Here is a 13980-nt window from a genome sequence, read left to right as displayed (position 1 = left end):
GCCGGTCAGTTGTTCAGCTTTCAGTTCTTCAGCTTGTAGCCGGTGCGGAAAATCCACCAGACCGCCGTCAGGCAGAGCGCCAGGAACAGGGCGGTCATGGCGAGGCTGATCCCCACCGGCACGTCGGCCTGCCCGTAGAAGCTCCAGCGGAAGCCGCTGACCAGATAGACGACCGGGTTGAACAGGGTGATCTTCTGCCACAGCGGCGGCAGCATGCTGATCGAGTAGAAGCTGCCGCCGAGGAAGGCCAGCGGCGTGATCACCAGGATCGGCACGATCTGCAGCTTCTCCCAGCCGTCCGCCCAGACGCCCAGGATGAAGCCGAACAGGCTGAAGGTGACCGAGGTCAGCACCAGGAAGGCGACCATCCAGAACGGGTGCTGGATCGAGTAGTCGACGAACAGCCGGGCGGTCAGCAGGATCAGCACGCCAAGGATCATCGACTTGGTGGCCGCCGCCCCGACATAGCCGAGGACCGTCTCGAAAGCCGAGATCGGGGCCGACAGCACCTCGTAGATCGTCCCGGAATAGCGCGGCATGTAGATGCCGAAGGAGGCGTTGGACACGCTTTCCGTCAGCACCGACATCATGACGAGGCCGGGCACCAGGAAGGCGCCGTAGCTCACCCCGTCCACCGCCGTGAAGCGCCCGCCGATGGCCGCCCCGAAGACGATGAAATAGAGCGAGGTCGAGATGACCGGCGCCGCGATGCTCTGGAACAGCGTGCGCCAGGTGCGGGCCAGTTCGAACAGGTAGATGGCCTTGACCGCATGAAGGTTGATGGGGGAGGTCATGCCCGCTCCTTCACAAGGCTGACGAAGATCTCCTCAAGGGAGCTTTCCTCGGTGTGCAGGTTCGTGAAATCGATGCCGTGGTCGCCGAGCTTGCGGAGAAGCCGGGCGATGCCCGTCTGGTCGTCCTGCGTGTCGAAGCTGTAGACCAGCTCCCGCCCGTCGCCGGACAGGGTCAGGGGGTAGCCGGCCAGCTCCGCCGGGATGGCCTCCAGCGGGTTCTGGAGCTGCAGGGTCAGCAGCCGCTTGCCGAGCTTGCGCATCAGCGCGGCCTTGTCCTCGACCAGCACGATGCGGCCGTTGGAGATGACGCCGATGCTGTCGGCCATCTCCTCCGCCTCCTCGATGTAGTGGGTGGTCAGGATGATGGTCACTCCGCTGTCGCGCAGCCGCCCGATCATCTCCCACATGCCGCGGCGAAGCTCCACGTCCACCCCGGCGGTCGGCTCGTCGAGGAAGAGGATGCGCGGCTCGTGTGACAGGGCCTTGGCGATCATCACGCGGCGCTTCATGCCGCCGGAGAGCGCCATGACCTTGCTGTCCTTCTTGTTCCAGAGGGACAGGTCCTTCAGCACCTTCTCGATGTGGGCGGGATCGGGCGGCTTGCCGAACAGCCCGCGGCTGAAGCTGACGGTGGCCCAGACGCTCTCGAACGCCTCGGTCGTCAGCTCCTGCGGGACGAGGCCGATCAGCGAACGCGCGGCGCGCCAGTCGCGCACGATGTCGTGCCCGTCGACCGTCACGGTGCCCGCGGTGGCGTTGACGATGCCGCAGACGGTGCTGATGAGCGTCGTCTTGCCGGCGCCGTTCGGTCCCAGCAGGGCGAAGATCTCGCCGCGGCGGATGTCGAGATCGACCCCTTTCAGCGCCTGGAAGCCGGTGGCGTAGGTCTTTTCCAGCCCACGCACCTGAATGATCGGCTGCATGTCTCCCCTCTGCCTGTCGGTCGGCCCGTTCCGGGCGGGCGTCACCTTAACGGCGGGACGGCGCTTGGTCATCGGGCATTCGGCGCGACGCAACCATTCCGGATAAGGGGGACCTGATTTGGGAGTCCCGATTCGGGGTGGGGGATGCCCGCCCACAAATGATTTCGGGACAACAGCCCTGCCCATCCCCATATTATGTAAAAAGCACGAAAGAGGACGAGCGCTCATGCCAAAAGATGTTGTGCTCAGCGATGTCGATGTTTGGGAAAGCTCCATCACCACATGGCTGCGTTCCAACGCGGCCGAGGACCCGGCCCACGACATCGACCATCTTCTTCGCGTCTGGCGCACCGCCAAGGCTCTGGCCGCGGCGGAGGCCGAACGGGAGGGCGGACCGCCGCCCGACATGCTCGTCGTGCTGGCCGCGGCCCTGCTCCACGACATCGTGAACGTGCCCAAGGACCATCCGGACCGCAGCCGCGCCTCCCGCCTGTCGGCGGACCGGGCGGAGGAGGTTCTGCGCGGCATGGGCTTCCCGGAAGCGCTGATTCCCGCCACCCGCCACGCCATCGAGGCGCACAGCTACTCCGCCGGCATCCCGCCGCTGACCATCGAGGCGAAGCTGGTCCAGGACGCCGACCGGCTGGAAAGCCTGGGGGCCATCGGCATCGCCCGCTGCTTCGCCACCTCCGGCCTGATGAAGCGGGCGCTGTTCCACGGCGAGGACCCGATGGCCGAGACCCGCCCGCTGGACGACCTGCAATACGCGCTGGACCATTTCAAGGCGAAGCTGCTGCTGCTTCCCAACACCATGCAGACCCCGGCCGGCCGGGCGCGGGCGCAGGAGCGCGCGGCCTTCCTGCTGTCCTTCCAGGTCCAGCTCCTGGCGGAGATCGCCGGGGACGCCTGACGGTCCCGGCACGGCCTGCGTGTGGAAGCAGGTCCGACGACAACGCTCTCCTCCCCGGGGTGGCGCCGCGTTAGCATAACCTTATGGAGCGCGTCGCGATGGCGGTGCGGCTCGCACGAACCGGACTGCGGCGAGCGCAGCCCGGTTCGGTGTGTTGCGTGAACCGAAGCAATCCTGGTTGTATCGACCATGAACAAGAACAGGCAGTCCGGCGGTCTCTCCGCGCCGGACATGCGCAAACTGTCGGACGCACTGGCCTTGGCCCAGAAAGGCGATCTGGGGCGCGCCGTCTCGTTGTTCGAACAGGCGACCAGGGGCGCCGTCCTGACTCCGCAAATCGCGGAGTTCGGGCGGGACCTCCATGCGGCGGTCGGCAACGCCGCTTTCAGAAGCCAGCGCTATGACGACGCGTTGAGCGCGTTCGAGCGGGCGCGTCTTTGCGACCCGCATCACCCCGGAATCCTGCTCAACATCGGCAACACCCTGTTCAGAATGGGCACCTACGACCGTGCTGCCGACGCGCTAGAACGGGCGCGGTCGCTGCATCCGGTGAGCCCCGACACGCTGCTCAGCCTCTCGGCGGTGCTGTTCCAATTGGGCCGCCTCGCCGAGGCGGAGCGCTGGGCCCGTCAGGCTGCGGCGGTGGCGCCAAGCGCCGCGGCGGTGTGGTTCAATCTGGGGACCGCCCTCAAGGGGCAGGACCGGCTGGCCGCCGCGGCGGACGCCTATCGCCGCGCGCTGACAATCGCACCGGGAAACCCGACCGCAACGGTCGGGCTGATCCAGACGAAGCAACGGTCCTGCGACTGGTCCAGCTTCGACGACGATGCGGTTACTCTGGACTCCATCGCCGCGCAGGGAGTGCCGGTCCAGGCCTCCATGATGCTGTCCCACCGCGTTTCCGCCCGGTCGCTCCTGGCGGCGGCGCGGGCGCACGCGCAGACGATCCGGTCGAAGCCGGTGCGGCTGAAGACGAAGCCCGGCAGGACGGGCGTCGCCACCATCGCCTACCTGTCGAACGATTTCCGCCAGCATCCGGTCGCGCAGCTGCTGGCCGAGGTGCTGGCGCTGCACGACCGGTTGCGCTTCCGCGTGCTCGCCTACAGCTACGGGCCGGACGACGACAGCGTCGAGCGCCGTCGCATCCGCGAAGGCGTCGACCGCTTCATCGACATCGACTCCCTGACCGCGGAGGAGGCCGCCGAGACGATGCGGCGGGATGGCGTCGACATCCTGATCGACCTCAAGGGCTACACCGGTCACCCGCGGCCGCACATCCTCGCCGCCCGGCCGGCACCGGTCCAGGTCCAGTTCCTGGGTTATCCCGGCACCATGGGCGCGCCCTGGGTCGACTACATCGTCGCCGATCCCGTCTCCTTGCCGCCGGAACTGGAAAACCGCTTCACCGAGGCGGTCGCCCGGATGCCGCGCTGCTTCCTGCCGCGGGACCGGGGTCATGGAGTTCCGCCGGCGCCGCCGCGGTCGGCCTGCGGTCTTCCGGCGGATGGCTTCGTGCTCGCCTGCTTCAACAACGCCTACAAGATCACGCCCGAGATCTGGGCCGTCTGGATGGCGTTGCTGCACAAAATCCCAGACGCGGTGCTGTGGCTTGCCCGGACGACCGCGGAGGCCGAGCAGAATCTGCTGCGAGCCGCCCAATCGGCAGGGATTATCACGGACCGCATCGTCTTCGCGTCCTGGGCGCCGACCTTGGGAGATCACCTGTCCCGGCTCCAGAACGCCGACCTGATGCTGGACACCCTGCATTACGGCGCCCACACGACGGCGAGCGACGCGCTGTGGGTCGGGCTTCCGCTGGTGACGTGCCCAGGGCACACGCTGCAATCGCGCGTCGCCGCCAGTCTGCTCCACACCGCGGGCCTTCCCGACTTCGTGACGGAATCCCTGGCGCACTACCAAAGCGCGGTTCTTCATTGGGCGAACAACCGGGCCGGTCTCGACGCCGTTCGGGACAGGCTGCGCGCCGGGCGCGACGGCGGGCCGCTGTTCGACATGAACACCCACACGCGCCTTTTCGATCAGGCGTTGCTGACGATGCTGGAGCGCCAGCGCCAAGGCAAGCCGCCGACGACCTTCACCGTTGCCGGGTAAAACAGCGCACAAAACGAAAAAGGACCGCTCCGGAGGAGTCGGTCCTTTTTTCCGGCCCGGATGGGCGGGCCGTCGCGTCGTGAGGCCGGATGGCCCTGGCGCTGGTCATTCGCGCATCAGCGTCGGCAGGTCGAGCGTCGAGGTGCTGGCCGCCGGAGCGTAGGTGCCGGACGAGACAGCTTGGTATACGATATACAGCGGAGTGGCCGAAAACCAAGCGCTGGCGAACTCCGTAACACCCTTGGCGATGCTCGACAGAAGGCCGTCGTGATGGCTGTGATGGGCGGAAGCGTAAGCCATGATGTGTCTCCTCTTTGCTGATGGGGTTATTGTGCCGTGGTATACCCGATACCAGAAGCGCTATGCCCGCAGAGCAGCAAGACCAAAAAATTACAGCTTCCTCAAGCGTTTAGAATCAAAACAGTCGGCTTGGCGAACCAAGAAAATGGACACTCCGGTATGACTTCTCCCACATGATTGCGTATGTGTTTGCCGGGGAATCGCGTATTCTTCGATCATTACCCCTGGAGATAATCTGGAGAGCCGTCTGTGCCGGTGCATGAGTGGCCGCAGATCGTGCGCGCGTTGCGAAGGCTGCACGGCCTGACCGCCGCGCAGTTCGCCGTCATGCTGGCCACCACCGAGGAAACCGTCGCCCGCTGGGAAGCCGGAGCCGCCCTGCCCGACCCGCGGGAACAGGCGTTGTTGCGCGACGTGCTGACCGGCCATTTCCGGCACCATCCCACTTTCCTCGGCCTGAAGGCGATGGTGCGGAGCATGGGCGAGAAATGCACCCTCTACACGCCCGGCCTGATCGCGCAAACCGTGTCCCCGCCGCTGGCGCAGTGGCTCGAGCGGCACCGCTTCGACATCGTCGGCTCCTCCCTGCTGCCGCGCATCGACGGGCTGACCGCCGAGATGATGGAACGCTACGCCCTGCCCATGCTGGAGGGGACGAGCGATGTCCTGTCGGTCACCTACAACGACCGGGCCGTGGCCTTCCGCAACGCCGTCATCAACCGGCGGCTGAACGTCGTCCCGGTGGACGGTGTGCGCGTCCTGGTGCTGGTGGACCGGGTGCTCTACCTGGACGATGGTCGGGACACGCCGGACCCGGATGTCCACATGCTCACCGCCGACCAGCTGGTCGACGACTGACCGGCCTTTCGAAGGTCCGGCTTGCCCTCGGCGGCGTTGTCTGCTCCATGGACGCCGGTACGGAGGGGAGCCAAAACCTTGAGCACGGGACTGATCGCACTGCTGGACGATGTGGCCGGGTTGGCGAAGGTCGCCGCCGCCTCGCTGGACGACGCCGCGGGGCAGGCGGCGCGGGCGGGGCCAAGGCCGCCGGGGTGGTGGTGGACGATGCCGCGGTGACGCCGCGCTATGTGGTCGGCTTCACCGCCGACCGAGAATTGCCGATCATCGGCAAGATCGCTCTGGGCTCGCTGAAGAACAAGCTGATTTTCCTGCTTCCCCTGGCGCTGGCGCTCAGCCTCGTGGCGCCCTGGGCGATCACGCCGCTGCTGATGCTGGGCGGCGGCTTCCTCTGCTACGAGGGGGCGGAGAAGGTGTGGGAGGCGCTGCGCCCTCATGCAGCACACCAGGACGCCGAGGGAGCGGGCGCCGCGGGACAGGACGCCGCGCAGTTCGAGCGGGAGAAGGTCAACAGCGCCATCAAGACCGACCTGATCCTGTCGGCGGAGATCATGGCCATCGTCCTGTCCACGGTCGCCGCCGAAACCTCGTCCTTCTGGATGCAGGCCGCCGTTCTCGCGGTCGTCGGCGCGGGCATCACCGGCCTCGTCTACGGCGCGGTGGCGCTGATCGTGAAAGCGGACGACGTCGGCCTGTCGCTGGCGCAGAACGGGCGCCCGGCGGCGAGTCTCCTGGGGTTGCGCACCCCCTCCCCCGGCGCGCCGGGCGGCGCCGACCGGGCGCTCGCCCCGGTGACCCAGGCAATCGGACGCGGTCTGGTCAAGGGGATGCCGGTCTTCCTGAAGCTGCTGGCCCTGGTCGGCACCGCGGCCATGCTGTGGGTCGGCGGCGGCATCGTCATCCATGGCTTGGAGGGCTTCGGCCTGACCGCGGTCGGGCACGCGATCCACGGCGCCGCCGTGGCGGCGGGAGAGTCTGTGCCGGCGGCGAAGGCCGCGGTGGAATGGCTGGTCGGGGCGGCCGGAGCCGGTGTCTTCGGCCTGTTGCTGGGCGCCCTGCTGATCCCGCTGGTGCACAAGGTCGCCGAGCCGCTCTGGCGCATGGTGACGGGCAAATAAAGCGTCTGAAAGCGCGAAGGGGCGGCCCTGCCCGGACCGCCCCTTGGCGTTTGCCCTTCACACGCGGCCCTGCCCCGTTTCCACAATGACAAGGACGCTCCATGGACGGGGCTTGGTGTGCCCGGACCGGCCGTGGGTCCGCCGAGAGATCGGAGCGCCATATATTAGTATATCAGCGCCCCGCGCCAAGGCAAGCCCCCCTTTCCCTCACATCAGCATGTTGGGCAGGAACAGCACCAGCCCCGGCCACAGCGTCAGCACGGCGACCAGCAGGACGATGGTGCCGACGAAGGGCAGCGATTCGACGACATACTCCTCGATCGGGCAGTCGAGCAGGCTGCACACCGTGTACATGGCCACGCCCACCGGCGGGGTCATCGAGCCCAGCGTGACGATGGTCATCATCAGGATGCCGAAATGCACCGGATCGACGCCCAGCGGCGTGACGATGGGCAGGAAGATCGGCGTCAGCAGCAGGACCAGCACCGTGCTTTCGACGAACAGGCCGGCGATGAACAGGAAGATCAGGATCAGCGCCACCACCAGCAGCGGGCTGCTGGTCAGTTGGGTCATCGCCTCGGCGATGGTCTGGGGCGCCTGCTCGAAGATGATGGCGTAGCCGACCATGCCCGAGAACAGGATGATGAGCATGATCAGGCCGGTGTCCACCACCGCTTCCTGAAGCGCCTCGGCCACCGCGGCCCAGGTCAGCTCCTTGTGCAGCAGGAAGCCGACGACGGCGGCGTAGACGACGGCGAAGGCGCCGACCTCCGACGGGGTGAACAGACCGCCGCGGATGGCGAACAGCAGGGCCACCGGGAACAGCAGCGCCCATTTGGCGTCGGCCACCGCCCGCCACACGGCGCGCAGGGTCGGACGCTCGGCCATTTCCGGACGGTAGCCGCGGCGGCGCGCGATCAGCCAGACGGTCAGCATCAGCCCGGCCATCATCATGAAGCCCGGAATGACGCCGGCCAGGAACAGCCGCCCGATCGACACGTTGCCGACGAAGCCGTAGAGGATCAGCCCCAGGCTGGGCGGAATGGTCGCGGTGATCAGCGAGCCGACCGCGATGGCGGCGGCGGTGAAGCCCTTCGAATAGCCGCGGGCGATCAGGCTGGGACCGAGGATGCGGGCCTCCATCGCGGCGTCGGCCACCGCCGAGCCGGAGACGCCGCCCATCAGGGTGGACAGCACGATGCAGACCTGCGCCAGCCCGCCGGACATCCAGGACACCAGCACGTTGGAGCAGTTGATCAGGCGGCTGGTGATGCCCGTCCGGTTCATCATGTGCCCGGCGAGCACGAAGAAGGGCACAGCCAGCAGCGGGAAGCTCTGCGAAGCCGAGGCGACCTGCTGCACCCCGATGGACATCGGGATGATGTCGTTGGTGGCGAAGAAGGAGAAACCGGCGATGCCGATGGCGAAGGCGATGGGAAGGCCGAAGGCCATCAGCGCGAAGAAGGTGACGGCAAGCAGGGTCACGGCACGACCTCCTCGATGTCGCCAGCCTTGGGGGCCGGCGCGAAGACCGGTTTGGGATGGCTGCGCAGCTCGCGCAGCGTTTCCAGGATCTGAGCGGTCAGCGTGATGGCGAGCAGCAGGCAGCCCACCGGCACCGCGGCGGTGACGAAGGCGTAGCTGATGCCGCTGTCGCCGAACTGGCGTTCCAGGTTTAGCATGGTCAGCCGGTAGCCCATCACCGTCATGGTGACGAGGAAGGCGAGAACCAGCACGCCCAGCACCAGGTCGAGCACGGCCCGGGTGGAGTTCGGCAGGCGCTTGACCAGATAGTCGATGCCGATGTGGGCGCGCTTGCGCAGCGCCATGTCGGCGCCGAGGAAGGCGACCCAGACGAACAGGAGCTGTGCCACGTCCACCGACCAGACCAGGGGATGGCCGAACCAGCGCATGACGCCGGCGGCGAAGACGAGCAGAACGATGGCGGCGAGGAGAAGCATCGCCAGGAAGGCTTCCCCCTTGTGAAACAAGGACGACATGATGGCGGTCCCTTGATGGCGGCTGATGGCGGCGGACGGCGTTGATTATGGGAGGAGGTGCTGGCCCCCACCCCGGCCCTCCCCCTCTTCGAGGGAGAGGGAGAATTGTCCCCTCCACCTCCTAGAGGGAGAGGGTCAGGAAGGGGGCAAGGTCAGCGCGAACCGAATCCCGCGTCAGTTCTGCAGCAGCTTTTCCACGTCCTTGTGGAGTTCGGCGTAGCCCAGCTTCTCGTAGACCGGCGCGGTGGCCTTGCGGAACGGCGTCACGTCGATCTCCTCGATCGTCACGCCCTTCTCCTTCATCTGCTTCTCGAAGTCGGCGAGCGACGCCTGGGTGGCGCGCGACGCGCTGTCGCCGGCCTTCAGCGCCTCTTCCTTCAGAATCGTCTGCTGCTCCGGCGGCAGCTTGTCGAACCAGGCGGCGCTGGTGACGAGTCCGGTGATCAGATTGATGTGGCCGGTCTTGGTGACGCGGTTGGTCACCTCATAGAGACGGGCGCCGAAGCTGGCCGGGTGTTGGGCTTCGACGCCGTCGATCACCTTCTGCTGAAGGCCGGTGTAGACCTCCGACCAGCCCATCGGGGTCGGGGTGGCGCCCATGGCGCGGATCGTCTCCATCCACACCGGGGCGCCCGGCGTGCGCATGCGGATGCCGGCGAGGTCTTCCGGCCCCTTGACCGGCTTGTTGGTCAGCAGATGCCGTTCGCCCTGCCACCAGTTGAAGGACAGCACCTGATGGCCCGACGCTTTGCGCAGCTTGTCCGACCACTGGTCGAACATCGGCGAGGTGACGACCTTGCGGATGCCGTCGTAGCCCTGGGCGAGGTACGGCCCGCCCAGGACACCGAACTCCTTCACGAAGACGGCGAGGCGCCCGCCGTCCACGACGACCGCGACTCCGGCCCCGGCGCGGGCCTGCTCCAGCACGTCCTCGTCCTTGCCGAGCTGCGAGCCGGGGAACAGGCGGACGGCCATCTTGCCGCCGGACCGCGCCTCGACGTTCTTCTTGAACTCCTCCAGCCCCTTGTAGAGCGGGTCCTGCTGGGCCAGCGCCGTGTTGACGCTGAGCGTGTAGTCGGCGGCCAGCGCACTTCCGGCGACGGTGGCCAGCGCAAAGCCGAGGGCGGCCACGCGCCAGGTGCGGGTGATGATGCTCATGTTTCCTCCCTTTGAGGACAACGCCTCTTGCACGGAGGCGATTGTTCGGTACGCGACTGGTATGGTAGTATACAAGAATGGTGTTGTCCATGGGATTGCAAACGGTGCAGGATGAATCCGCCGTCCAGGATCGTCCGGGCGGGCACCGGCGGTACGGACTGAAAAAAGAAGGGATGGGGGGAGCATGTTGAGGAGGATCGAGCCGGATTCGACGGAGCCCGTGGCGCGCCGCGTCTTTCGGGAACTGCGCCACGCCATCGTGACGATGCAGTTCCAGCCCGGCCAGCCGCTGTCCGAGCAGGAGGTCGCCGGCCAACTCGGGGTCAGCCGCCAGCCGGTGCGTGAGGCCTTCATCAAGCTGAGCGAGTCCGGACTGGTCGTCATCCGCCCGCAGCGCGGCACCTTCGTCGTGAAGATCTCGGCCAAGCAGGTGATGGACGCCCGCTTCGTCCGCGAAGCGGTAGAACTGGCCGTGGCCCGCAAGGCCGGCGAGGGGTTGCCCGCCCGCGCCGTCGCGGAGTTGGAGACCAACCTGAAGGCGCAGCGCGAAGCCGCCCAGAGCACCAACCCGGCGGCCTTCCTGGAACTGGACGAAGCCTTCCACCGCACCATCGCGCTGGGGGTCGACTGCGAATACGCTTGGCGGGTGGTCGAGGAAACTAAGGCCCAGATGGACCGCGTGCGCTATCTCAGCCTGCCGCAGGCGACCCCGTTGGACCGGCTGATCACCCAGCACGAGCAGATCGTCGAGGGCATCCGGGCGCGCTGTCCCGACGCCGCCGAGGCCGCCATGCGCGTGCATCTGCGCGAAATCCTGAACTCCCTGCCCGAACTGGCCCAGCGCTTCCCCGACCTGTTCGACAGCGATTCCGCTCCGGCCGAACCGATCGCCGAATCCGCATGAACACAGGGATCGCAGCGCTGCAAGATATCCAATAGCAGCGCTGTGAGGAGCGCTGCGAATACTTCCGTTCACCAAGGTCTCGACTTATAACAGCGCTATGTTGCGCTGCAATATCGATATGGAAGGCATGCGAATTGCGCGGTTTTTCTTTAATCCGCGCGGTGCGAACATTGGCTCAGCACGACACCGGGGCTCACCCCGCCGCCCGCCAAAGCCAATTGGAGCCTTGCCATGAAGACCCACATCATCGCCCGCCTCGTCATCGTCAGCGGCTTCGCCCTCGCCTCCCTGCTGACCGCCGCCATCCAGTAAACCGCCCGTCCACATGGAAAAAGGGCCGCGCGGCCCGAGTCTTCCCGGATCGCGCAGCCCCATGGTGTGAGACGAGAGGACGCCGGGGTCAGTCGGCGTGGGCGCCGCTCGGCACCGCCGGGGGCGTGACCTTGTTCCGGCCCCACTGGCCGAGAACCACCAGCACCACGATGAAGGCCGTGATGTCGAAGACCGACAGGCAGACGAACAGCGGCTCGTAACCGATCGTGCTGGCGAGCTGGCCGATGATCAGCGAGAAGATCATGCCGCCCATGTAGCCGGCCATGCCGCCGAAGCCGGTCGCCGTGGCGACGTCCTGCTTCTCGAAGGTGTCGGTGACCAGGGCGTAGAGCAGGCTCGACAGCATCTGGTGCGCGAAGGCGCCGACCGAGAACAGGAAGATGGCGGTGATCGGGCTGCTGGTCAGGCCGATCAGGGCCGGGCCGATCATGCACACCGCGCCGATGCCGATGCCGGCGATGCGCGAGTTGACCAGCGACATGCGGAAGCGCTTGGCGAAGAAGGGCGACAGGTAGCCGCTGAGGACGCAGCCGATGTCGGCGAACAGGAAGGGCAGCCAGGCGAACAGGGCGAACTGCTTGATGTCCATGCCGCGCGTGCTGACCATGTAGAGCGGGATCCAGAAGCTGAAGGTCTGCCACGCCGGCTCGGTCAGGAAGCGGGCGGCGGCAATGCCCCAGAACTTGCGCATGGTGACGACGCGCTTCATCGAGGGCTTGGGAAGCTGCACCTGCTCCTGGCCGTCCAGGATGTAGGCGTGCTCCTCCTTGGTCAGGCGCGGGTGGTTTTCCGGGTTGCGGTACAGCGCCAGCCACAGCATCGACAGGCCGACGCCCAGCATGCCGGTGACGACGAAGGCGACCTGCCAGCTCCAGGTCACGGACAGCCAGATCACCAGCGGCGGGGCGATCATGGCGCCGACGGAACTGCCGGTGTTGAACCAGCCCGTGGCGATGGAGCGCTCCTTGGCCGGGAACCACAGGGCGGCGGTCTTGGCGCCCGACGGCATGGCCGCCGCCTCGCTGATGCCCAGCAGGCCGCGGAAGAAGGCCATCGACTGCCAGCCACCGGAGAAGACGTGCAAGGCCGCGGCGCTGCCCCAGACGAAGGCGAACATCGCGTAGCCAAATTTCAGGCCGATGAGGTCCGTCACATAGCCGGCGATCGGCTGCATCAGGCTATAGCAGAGCTGGAACACGCTGACGATGTAGGAGTACTGCTCCGTCGTGAAGTGCAGTTCCTCCTTGAGCATCGGCGCCAGGATACCCAGCGTGTTGCGGTCGATGTAGTTGATGATCGTCCCCAGCATGATGAGCGCCAGGACTTTCCATCTCAGGCCACGCACTATCTTCATGACTTCCTCACTTGCCTGTTCATCGGCAGGCATGGGCGCACGCCTTTCCCTTCCGGGAACTTCCTGGCGATTGCAATTATTGGATGGGGCCCAGAGCTTGAACGCTGGCACGCGGCGGGCTCCGCATATGCGGCATATATTATATATCAGTTCGACGCGCAAGCGCCAAATCGGGCGGCCCCCCGTGATCGACAATATGTCGCATACCAGATGGCAGAAAAAACAAAGGGGCACGGCCCTGTCCGGCGCCGTGCCCCATTTGTCAACTCGTTGTGCGGGAATTAAAATTGGCTCTCCGCAACCTTCTTGACCAGGAAGTCACGGAAGACCGCAATGCGCTTGGAATGGCGCAATTCCTCCGGATAGACGAAGAAGGCGTCTACCTTCGACCCCGACTGATCCGGCAGCACCCGCACAATATCGTTCAGGCCGGTCACCAGATAATCGGGCAGAGAGCCGACACCCAGCCCGCTCTCCACGGCGCGGAAGATCGCGTAGAGGTTGTTGACCTGAAGGACCGTCCGGTCGCGGGCCACCGGATCGGTCACCAGATCGCGCAGCCAGTGGGTGTTGGCGAAGGGCGGGCGCAATTCCTGCGGATAGGTCACCAAGTCGTGCGAGGCGAGATCGGCCACCGTCTGCGGCTCTCCCTTCCGGTCCAGGTACCGGCGGTGCGCGTAGAGGTGCGAGCGGAAGGTCATCAGATGCCGCTGGATCAGGTCCGGCTGGCGCGGCGGGCTGACGCGGATCGCCACGTCGGCCTCGCGCATCCCCAGGTCGAGTTCCGTGTCGGTGATCAGCAGGGTAAGCTGGATGTCCGGGTAGAGCGCCAGGAATTCCCCGATGCGCGGAGTCAGCCATGTCGAGCCGAAGGCCGCCGTGGCCGTCACCTTCAGCGGCCCCTTGGCGGCGTCCTTGCTCTCGCTCAGCATCGCCTGGGTCATCGACAGCTTCGCGAAGATGTCGCGCGCCGCGTGATTCAGCAACTCGCCCTGCTCGGTCAGGATCAGGCCGCGGGCGTGCCGGTGGAACAGCGGAACGCCGAGGCTGTCCTCCAGTGCGCTGATCTGCCGGCTGACCGCCGATTGGCTGAGGTTGAGGGCCTCGCCCGCGTGGGTGAAGCTGCCGGCCTCGGCCACAGCGTGGAACACCCGCAACTTGTCCCAGTCCATCATCCCGTCCTGCTTCCCGATGCCTTTGCCTGTTGGGCGGGGTC

At 66.5% G+C, this 13980-nt stretch carries 12 protein-coding genes and 1 pseudogene; 5 read left to right on the top strand and 8 right to left on the bottom strand.

The features are described from left to right. Window positions 1-20 precede the first annotated feature (20 nt). Both Sp245p_RS27410 and Sp245p_RS27405 read right to left on the bottom strand, forming a co-directional pair. Complete coding sequence (locus Sp245p_RS27410) at window positions 21-794, bottom strand: ABC transporter permease (protein WP_014242063.1); 774 nt, start codon at window positions 792-794, stop codon at window positions 21-23. Then, window positions 791-1717, bottom strand: a complete 927-nt coding sequence (locus tag Sp245p_RS27405) for an ABC transporter ATP-binding protein (protein ID WP_014242062.1) — start codon at window positions 1715-1717, stop codon at window positions 791-793. Before Sp245p_RS27405 ends, Sp245p_RS27410 begins: the two co-directional genes overlap by 4 nt. Window positions 1718-1943: 226 nt before the next feature. Between Sp245p_RS27405 and Sp245p_RS27400 the strand changes: the two genes are divergently transcribed. Further along, window positions 1944-2627 carry an HD domain-containing protein gene (locus Sp245p_RS27400; RefSeq protein WP_014242061.1) on the top strand — a complete coding sequence of 228 codons (684 nt, stop codon included), beginning with the start codon at window positions 1944-1946 and terminating at the stop codon, window positions 2625-2627. 189 nt (window positions 2628-2816) lie between these two features. After that, window positions 2817-4739: an O-linked N-acetylglucosamine transferase, SPINDLY family protein gene (locus tag Sp245p_RS27395; RefSeq protein WP_014242060.1), complete on the top strand. Its 1923-nt coding sequence runs from the start codon at window positions 2817-2819 to the stop codon at window positions 4737-4739. Window positions 4740-4844: 105 nt separating this feature from the next. Here Sp245p_RS27395 and Sp245p_RS27390 read toward each other — a convergent pair whose 3' ends face one another. After that, window positions 4845-5039 carry a hypothetical protein gene (locus Sp245p_RS27390; RefSeq protein WP_014242058.1) on the bottom strand — a complete coding sequence of 65 codons (195 nt, stop codon included), beginning with the start codon at window positions 5037-5039 and terminating at the stop codon, window positions 4845-4847. A 249-nt stretch (window positions 5040-5288) separates the two neighbouring features. Here Sp245p_RS27390 and Sp245p_RS27385 point away from each other — a divergent pair, with 249 nt between their 5' ends. Both Sp245p_RS27385 and Sp245p_RS27380 read left to right on the top strand, forming a co-directional pair. Next, window positions 5289-5897, top strand: a complete 609-nt coding sequence (locus Sp245p_RS27385) for a transcriptional regulator (RefSeq protein ID WP_014242057.1) — start codon at window positions 5289-5291, stop codon at window positions 5895-5897. A gap of 78 nt (window positions 5898-5975) precedes the next feature. Beyond that, window positions 5976-7015: pseudogene (locus tag Sp245p_RS27380) on the top strand (DUF808 domain-containing protein). A 207-nt stretch (window positions 7016-7222) separates the two neighbouring features. Here the strand turns inward: Sp245p_RS27380 and Sp245p_RS27375 are convergent. The 3 genes from Sp245p_RS27375 to Sp245p_RS27365 all read right to left on the bottom strand — a co-directional run bounded on the left by Sp245p_RS27375 (window position 7223) and on the right by Sp245p_RS27365 (window position 10173). Then, entirely contained in the window at window positions 7223-8500 is a 1278-nt protein-coding gene (locus Sp245p_RS27375; protein WP_014242055.1) for a TRAP transporter large permease, read from the bottom strand. After that, a complete protein-coding gene (locus Sp245p_RS27370; protein WP_014242054.1) occupies window positions 8497-9015 on the bottom strand; it encodes a TRAP transporter small permease in 519 nt (172 codons plus the stop codon). The genes Sp245p_RS27375 and Sp245p_RS27370 overlap by 4 nt, the downstream gene beginning before the upstream one ends. Window positions 9016-9189: 174 nt before the next feature. Next, window positions 9190-10173 carry a C4-dicarboxylate TRAP transporter substrate-binding protein gene (locus tag Sp245p_RS27365; protein ID WP_014242053.1) on the bottom strand — a complete coding sequence of 328 codons (984 nt, stop codon included), beginning with the start codon at window positions 10171-10173 and terminating at the stop codon, window positions 9190-9192. Window positions 10174-10357: 184 nt separating this feature from the next. Here Sp245p_RS27365 and Sp245p_RS27360 point away from each other — a divergent pair, with 184 nt between their 5' ends. Next, window positions 10358-11077: a GntR family transcriptional regulator gene (locus Sp245p_RS27360; protein ID WP_014242052.1), complete on the top strand. Its 720-nt coding sequence runs from the start codon at window positions 10358-10360 to the stop codon at window positions 11075-11077. A 400-nt stretch (window positions 11078-11477) separates the two neighbouring features. Here the strand turns inward: Sp245p_RS27360 and Sp245p_RS27355 are convergent, their stop codons facing one another. After that, complete coding sequence (locus Sp245p_RS27355; protein WP_109139083.1) at window positions 11478-12764, bottom strand: MFS transporter; 1287 nt, start codon at window positions 12762-12764, stop codon at window positions 11478-11480. 281 nt (window positions 12765-13045) lie between these two features. Then, complete coding sequence (locus tag Sp245p_RS27350) at window positions 13046-13936, bottom strand: LysR family transcriptional regulator (protein ID WP_041813479.1); 891 nt, start codon at window positions 13934-13936, stop codon at window positions 13046-13048. Window positions 13937-13980: the final 44 nt, after the last annotated feature.

This window comes from Azospirillum baldaniorum (assembly GCF_003119195.2).
GTDB classification, from domain to species: Bacteria; Pseudomonadota; Alphaproteobacteria; order Azospirillales; family Azospirillaceae; genus Azospirillum; species Azospirillum baldaniorum.
This window is presented reverse-complemented; position numbering and strand designations above follow the sequence as displayed.

What these genes read in the sequence shown, in the direction of transcription:
- Sp245p_RS27350 (WP_041813479.1), bottom strand. Translation starts at nt 13,936, where the DNA reads ATGGACTGGGACAAGTTGCGGGTGTTCCACGCTGTGGCCGAGGCCGGC.
- Sp245p_RS27400 (WP_014242061.1), top strand. Translation starts at nt 1,944, where the DNA reads ATGCCAAAAGATGTTGTGCTCAGCGATGTCGATGTTTGGGAAAGCTCC.
- Sp245p_RS27390 (WP_014242058.1), bottom strand. Translation starts at nt 5,039, where the DNA reads ATGGCTTACGCTTCCGCCCATCACAGCCATCACGACGGCCTTCTGTCG.
- Sp245p_RS27365 (WP_014242053.1), bottom strand. Translation starts at nt 10,173, where the DNA reads ATGAGCATCATCACCCGCACCTGGCGCGTGGCCGCCCTCGGCTTTGCG.
- Sp245p_RS27410 (WP_014242063.1), bottom strand. Translation starts at nt 794, where the DNA reads ATGACCTCCCCCATCAACCTTCATGCGGTCAAGGCCATCTACCTGTTC.
- Sp245p_RS27355 (WP_109139083.1), bottom strand. Translation starts at nt 12,764, where the DNA reads ATGAAGATAGTGCGTGGCCTGAGATGGAAAGTCCTGGCGCTCATCATG.
- Sp245p_RS27360 (WP_014242052.1), top strand. Translation starts at nt 10,358, where the DNA reads ATGTTGAGGAGGATCGAGCCGGATTCGACGGAGCCCGTGGCGCGCCGC.
- Sp245p_RS27370 (WP_014242054.1), bottom strand. Translation starts at nt 9,015, where the DNA reads ATGTCGTCCTTGTTTCACAAGGGGGAAGCCTTCCTGGCGATGCTTCTC.
- Sp245p_RS27395 (WP_014242060.1), top strand. Translation starts at nt 2,817, where the DNA reads ATGAACAAGAACAGGCAGTCCGGCGGTCTCTCCGCGCCGGACATGCGC.
- Sp245p_RS27405 (WP_014242062.1), bottom strand. Translation starts at nt 1,717, where the DNA reads ATGCAGCCGATCATTCAGGTGCGTGGGCTGGAAAAGACCTACGCCACC.